A 6396-nucleotide genomic window follows, 5' to 3' on the forward strand; every position below is an offset into this window, starting at 1 on the left:
CGGTAACTACGCATGATTCGCATCCCTGTCTACCAACCTGACCTCTCCGGCAATGAGCGCAGATATGTACTCGAATGTCTCGAAAGCACATGGGTTTCCTCAAAAGGTCACTTCATCCAGGACTTCGAAGCAACTTTTGCAAAATTTGTCGGCGCACCTCACGCAAGTAGTGCATGCAATGGCACCGTAGCACTGCATCTTGCACTTTTAGCACTCGGAATCGGCCCAGGAGACGAAGTTCTTGTACCGTCTTTTACCTACGTTGCATCAGTCAATGCAATTCAATATGTGGGGGCGACACCCGTCTTTTGCGATTCGCTCCCAGATACGTGGCAACTAGATCCTGCTGATGTCGAACGAAGGATCACATCACGTACGCGTGCAATCATGGCCGTTCATCTTTATGGTGGTGCTTGTGACATGCCGCGTTACGTCGAATTGTGCGAGAGGCATAGTTTAAAATTGGTGGAAGATTGCGCCGAAGCCATCGGTACACGCCTGAATGATCGCCATGTTGGCACATTCGGCGACATCGCAACTTTCAGCTTTTTCGGAAACAAGACTATTACGACTGGCGAAGGCGGAATGGTCGTGTGCAATGACCATGAACTCAACGCCCGAGTTAGACATCTACGCGGGCAAGGACTCGCAGAAAATCGCGAATATTGGCACGATATCATCGGTTACAACTACCGCATGACCAATATTTGTGCCGCAATGGGCCTAGCCCAACTTGAACGCATCGACGACATCTTGCTCCGCAAGTCGAACTTAGCGTCGGCCTATCACTCGCTCCTTAAGGGCTGCAACGTTTCACTGCAAGAAGCTACCAAAGGTGAAATTTCTTCGCATTGGATGGTCACCGTACTGGCACCTGACAAGAATCAGCGCGATCGTGTGCGGGCCGCACTTCGCGAGCACGGCATTGAGACACGACCCGCATTCCACCCCGTACATACGATGCCGATGTACTTCACCGAAGCCCAATTACCAGTAGCGCAAGACCTCGGAGCACGCGGTATTAACCTACCAAGCTGGCACAACCTGCCAATGAGAGAGGTTGAAAATATCTGTAAAGTGATCATCGACATTTGCACCCCGACCGCTCCTGCCGACTCCATGAGTTGAAGGTAATACCTGATGCGCAATGTGCTCCGAATTCTGTTTCTTGGCGCCGGCAAACGCCTGAGTCTTTTGGAAGATTTTCTCACAGCAGGTCAAGCTGAAGAAATTAAACTCTCATTGTACTGCGCAGAGCTTGAACCTCATGCGCCCGCTGGTGCAGTTGCAAAAATCCTTCAGGCCCCTCGTTTCGATAGCAACGATTTCTCTAAGTGGTTAATGGCACAAGGCAGAGTCACAAATTTCGACGTAATTATACCCAACATGGATTCCGCGACAGTCGCACTATCTGCCGTGCGCAAACCCCTAATAGAATCCGGGGCATGGCCAGTCGTATCCTCAGCCCCCCTTTGTCGGCAAATGGAAGACAAAATCGAAGCTGACCGATGGTTCTCAGCCCATGGGTTTACAGTTCCGGGGCGCAGTGGCTGGCCACGTATCTTCAAGCGACGCCTCGGTTTCGGCAGTCGCGGGCAAGTCACCGTTTCTGATGACAGTGAACGCACGCAGTTTCTTGCTTCCATTGATGATCCTAGCTCTTATATCGAACAGGATGTCGTTAAAGGCCAAGAATATAGTGTAGATGCGTATGTCGCCCGCGATGGCCGGCTCGTAGCTGCTATGCCACGGCTTCGCATGGAAGTGATTGATGGCGAGGTCAACACTTCCTTAAGCACGCAACATCCCGAAATCGCGGCCATATCACAGAAGCTGTTTTCTATAGATGGCTGGCAAGGTCCACTGACTGCACAATTCATCGACACCATTAATGGCCCAGTGTTGCTAGAAGTCAATCCGAGGTTTGGCGGTGGCGTAACGCACTCCATCCACTGCGGCCTCGACATGCCAAGATGGATTCTGCGCGAACGACTAGGACTTCCACTTCCCATCAACGCCCCGTGGCTGGCGGGATCGCTGATGATGCGGTGCCGTAGGGATATATTTTTTGATCAACAGATTTGACCAAGCTTTCAAGGAAGCCCCATGCATTTGCTTATAGATATGGACGGTGTCATCTGCACGGAGGAAAAAACCTTCGAGCGCGCGCTTGCCAAGCCAATAGAGGGAGCTGCGCAAGCACTGGCCGCGCTTCGAGATGCAGGCCACCAGATTATCATCTACACTGCACGGTCGTGGTCAGAACTTGCGATGACCAAAGATTGGCTAGAGAGAAATGGAGTTCCTTACGACGGCCTCCATATGGGAAAACCCGTCGCGGACCGGATTATTGATGATCGTGCAATTCCGTTTTCCGGGTGGCCCGCCGCCATAGAAATGCTTTCGCGTACACACAAGCCAAATATCGACGATATTTACTTGCGCCTATTTCGCCTCGCTATGGTGGACTTCTTGCAAAGGGTCGCAGCGTATCCTGGCCTAAGGGGCGCAGTCCTGGAGGTCGAACCAATGACACTCATAGGCTTAAACGGTGTCGTTTACGAACACCTTCCGGAGGTTTTTTTCGACTCTCGTCGTGCTTTCGAAGCACAAGGGCTAGCTTACCTCTCGCTCGACAGCAATTCAGAATCGAAGCCTGACATCTGCTGCAACCTTCTTGATGCACCAACACGGCTGGAACCGGGCAGTCTAGGTGCCATCGTGATGGTGTCCTGCCTAGAACACATGTCACATCTGTTTGAAGTACCAACCGTACTCCATGAACTTCTAGCACCCGGCGGCTTCGTTTTTTCCCTAACACCCTGGAATTTGGGTATCCATGAGCCTCGCCCTGATTACTGGCGCATTTCAGACGCTGGATATCGCGCCTTGTTCGGACACAAATTCGAAATTATAGAGATAGAAAAGGTTCCATGTCAGGGACGCCCGTTTAGCCCTCTGGGAATCAGCTGTATCGCCAGAAAGCCTGCGTGAGATTATTGACAAGATGAAGCGCGTTTTACTCCCATTGCACGGTTATATCGGCTGGAATGGCGGCTTGGATCTCGTCCGCCTTCTCATTTCCGCTATGAGAAGCGAAACGGCGGCCACCAAAATCGACTTACACATTGCATTTCCAAAACCCACAGCCACCCAACGTTTATTATTGGCCACATTACGGCATTGGCGGGAATGGCTCGCTGGCACCCCCCCTGAGTCCGCGGGGAACCAGTCAGGACTGCGCAAGACTGCCGAAGACTTGGTCTCAGGCTTGTCGATACATTCCTGCACAAATGATTCTAATGGCATCCTCTCAGCAGCAATAGAGTGCAACGCGGACATTGTATTTCCGACGATGCACCCCTTGGGACGCCATGCCAAGATCAAACGTATTGGCTATATCTTTGATTTCCAGCATCGCTATATTCCTGAGTTATTCTCCTCCCGCGCCCAACGCAATAGAGATCGACAATTCTCAAGGATCGCAAACGATTCCAATGGAATTGTTGTGAACTCAAGAATGGTTGCTCGCGATGTCGCGCGCTTTTTAAACGTGAAGGAAGACGCTATCCTTGCAATGCCGTTTACACCTTACGCGCTACCTTGGTGGTTTGATTCCGACATCGCCACGACGCAGATGCGATATGGCATCGTCGGGCCATACATACTCATCTGCAACCATTTCTGGAAGCACAAAGATCACGCAACAGCCTTTCGCGCATTCGCGCAACTTAACCACACTCACCAAGATCTACACTTGGTCATGACTGGCGACCCGATCGATCATCGCGAACCGCAGCATTTCGGACAACTGATCAGTCTAGCTAAATCGCTCGGAATTACTGACCGACTGCACTTTCTTGGTCTTATCCCTAAAGCACACCAGTTGGCTCTGTTACGTGGCTGCAGGCTTTTAGTCCAACCAACTTTATTCGAAGGGGGACCTGGAGGAGGCTCTGTTTACGAAGCCATCGGAATGAACATCCCCGCAATTGTATCGGACATTGTCGTAAATCGCGAAGCAGACTTCGGCCCAATATCGTTCTTTCGTGCAGGCGACGTTAATGAACTTGCCAATGCCATCTCCGACCGTCTTGCAGCCCCCCTCCCTGCATCGTCTCCAGATGATTGCGCAAAAAACGGACGCCTTCGCCTTGAGCATTTGGGCCTTGAAATCGATGGATATTTGTCCCGAATACTTCAAATTGGGCAAAAATGACGAAATTGCCTTAGTTAACTAAATGACCCAATATCTTCAGCTATATGTCGGCGCACAACAAATCACCGAAGTCTCCTATACTACAATTTGAGGCACCATGCATGCATATCATCAACTATCTCGCTTGCGATGCCGTCTAATCCATGGACCAGCCCAAAGTATCCATCATCATTGCCACCTACAACGCGGCTTCTACGCTCGAGGCCTGCCTAGCATCCGTACTAGCTCAGAGCTTTCATGCCTGGGAACTGCTGATTGCTGATGGAGGCTCTACGGATGGCACACTCGAATTAATTAAGCGCCACGCACAGAACTTGGCTTGGTGGCAAAGCAAACCCGATGCCGGTATTTATGATGCCTGGAACCAAGCGATAGCACATGCCAAAGGCGAGTACGTGACCTTTTTAGGTGCCGATGATGCTTGGCACACGCCATCAGTTCTGTGCAAACTGTTTGATGCTATCGACCAACGCGCGTTCGACATCATCACCAGCCGAGGCGCACTGCTCAGCCGAAATGGAAGTCTTCATGAGTTCGGCAATCCGTGGGACTACTCCAAGGTTGCTAGGCGCATGACTATCTGCCACCCTGGTGCGTTACATAGGCGTGAGCTCTTCCAATATTACGGACCATTTGATATTAACTATCAAATCAGTGCCGACTACGAATTTCTTCTACGCCTCCCCTCCAGTATCCGCAGCCTACACGTACCGTTACACACGATAGACATCGCAGATGGGGGCATCAGTAGACGTCGTCGCTGGACGATGCTGATTGAGCGATACCGTATTCAAGCCTCCTGTCGCAGAATAGGGCCAGTCCGAGCCGCATTTAATTTTCTAGATAAACTCTGGCGCATCCCCGTAGCAAAAGTTTTAGGCATTCAAAATTGAACTCTCGATCATTACCAACAGCCTCATCTGAGCAGCCCAGCCTTGGCATAGACAGCAGCGATAGGCTATAGCCTATAAACTGGGCAACTCTGGCGATTAGACATTAAAACAACATGAGCGCTAAATATATAGAGAAATTCTCTACGCTTTCCTTTGCCGTAATGCGTATTCACCAAACCACACTCAATCGCTCATAAATAGCCAAGGCGAGAGATAAACGTGATCAGCGTCGTTATACCTGTCTTTCGCAACGCGACAAGTGCACTTGAACTTATTCGTTCACTTCACCGACAGAAGCTACCTTCCGATCATCCACTTGAGGTAATCGTGGTCGACGACGGCTCCGATGACGACAGTATCAAATTATTACGCCGATGCGAAACCGAACAAGTTCACGTACTGGCACTACCCCATAACATGGGCCGTTCTGCGGCTCGCAACGCAGGGGCCAAGTTGGCTCATGGAGAGTTCCTCGTTTTTATCGACTGCGACTGCAGACCAATAGGCACGCACTTTCTCGCCACACACCTCCAAATGCTGTCTGCAGGCAATATTGCCACCTGCGGTCCGGTCACAGGCAACGGCGACGGCTTCTGGTCTCGCTATCAGAACGATGCCTCCGCGCGTCGTGCGAGACAACACGCAAGGGGTCACTCTTTTGCCGGCTCGACGCAGAACTTCGCCGTACACGCCAAGATATTTCGACAGTTGCAGGGCTTTGACATTTGTTATGCCACATATGGCTTTGAGGATCGAGACCTTTTTGCTCGCCTGTCTCAAGCCGGAACATTGGGCTGGTGCACCAACGCAATAATTGAACATATTGATTTACTGACGCTACCAGCCGTACTTGAAAAAATGCATCGCGCCGCTGGCGAATCAGCCTTACTGTTCTCAAGTAAGCATGCCCGAGCTTATAGAAAGCTTGGCTATGCCGCACTCGATACTCGCCTGCACAGCTGGTTACGTCCAGTTGCATTGTTGTTGAATCCGGCGCTTCGAGCCGCGCCAAAAATTGACCGCCTCCTGGCACATTCATGGCTGCCTTATATGGTAACCAAACCCATCGTCAGGTTGCTTGTGGCGCTCGCCTACATGCACGGAACCTCAGGAAAACCCCTACACGGAAACAAATCAGGCCTAGACACACCCTCCAGCTAGCAGGCTGTTGAGAAACCCCCCGCACCGGCGACAATCATAGCCCTCATCAATCATCAGGCCGTTTCCGTGCGCGGAGCCGACATCCAGCAACTGGGCATGTTCTCGTATGTGTCGGTGGACGAG

6 protein-coding genes are annotated in these 6396 nt (G+C 51.3%); all 6 read left to right on the plus strand.

Going from position 1 to position 6396, the window contains the following annotated elements:
* The first annotated feature begins 12 nt into the window (after positions 1-12).
* A complete protein-coding gene (locus IHE47_RS09795; protein ID WP_192105710.1) occupies positions 13-1128 on the plus strand; it encodes a DegT/DnrJ/EryC1/StrS family aminotransferase in 1116 nt (371 codons plus the stop codon).
* A 12-nt stretch (positions 1129-1140) separates the two neighbouring features.
* Positions 1141-2085: an ATP-grasp domain-containing protein gene (locus IHE47_RS09800; RefSeq protein WP_192105711.1), complete on the plus strand. Its 945-nt coding sequence runs from the start codon at positions 1141-1143 to the stop codon at positions 2083-2085.
* A gap of 21 nt (positions 2086-2106) precedes the next feature.
* Positions 2107-2994, plus strand: a complete 888-nt coding sequence (locus tag IHE47_RS09805) for a hypothetical protein (RefSeq protein ID WP_192105712.1) — start codon at positions 2107-2109, stop codon at positions 2992-2994.
* Positions 2995-3007: 13 nt separating this feature from the next.
* Entirely contained in the window at positions 3008-4219 is a 1212-nt protein-coding gene (locus IHE47_RS09810; RefSeq protein WP_192105713.1) for a glycosyltransferase, read from the plus strand.
* A gap of 143 nt (positions 4220-4362) precedes the next feature.
* Positions 4363-5112: a glycosyltransferase family 2 protein gene (locus IHE47_RS09815; protein ID WP_192105714.1), complete on the plus strand. Its 750-nt coding sequence runs from the start codon at positions 4363-4365 to the stop codon at positions 5110-5112.
* 219 nt (positions 5113-5331) lie between these two features.
* On the plus strand, positions 5332-6273 hold the full coding sequence (locus IHE47_RS09820; protein WP_192105715.1) for a glycosyltransferase: 942 nt from the start codon (positions 5332-5334) through the stop codon (positions 6271-6273).
* The last annotated feature ends 123 nt before the right edge of the window (positions 6274-6396 follow it).

Origin of the sequence: Rhodanobacter sp. DHB23 (assembly GCF_014842975.1) — a bacterium.
Classification (GTDB): Bacteria; Pseudomonadota; Gammaproteobacteria; order Xanthomonadales; family Rhodanobacteraceae; genus Rhodanobacter_A.

What these genes read in the sequence shown, in the direction of transcription:
- IHE47_RS09795 (WP_192105710.1), top strand. Translation starts at nt 13, where the DNA reads ATGATTCGCATCCCTGTCTACCAACCTGACCTCTCCGGCAATGAGCGC.
- IHE47_RS09800 (WP_192105711.1), top strand. Translation starts at nt 1,141, where the DNA reads ATGCGCAATGTGCTCCGAATTCTGTTTCTTGGCGCCGGCAAACGCCTG.
- IHE47_RS09805 (WP_192105712.1), top strand. Translation starts at nt 2,107, where the DNA reads ATGCATTTGCTTATAGATATGGACGGTGTCATCTGCACGGAGGAAAAA.
- IHE47_RS09810 (WP_192105713.1), top strand. Translation starts at nt 3,008, where the DNA reads ATGAAGCGCGTTTTACTCCCATTGCACGGTTATATCGGCTGGAATGGC.
- IHE47_RS09815 (WP_192105714.1), top strand. Translation starts at nt 4,363, where the DNA reads ATGGACCAGCCCAAAGTATCCATCATCATTGCCACCTACAACGCGGCT.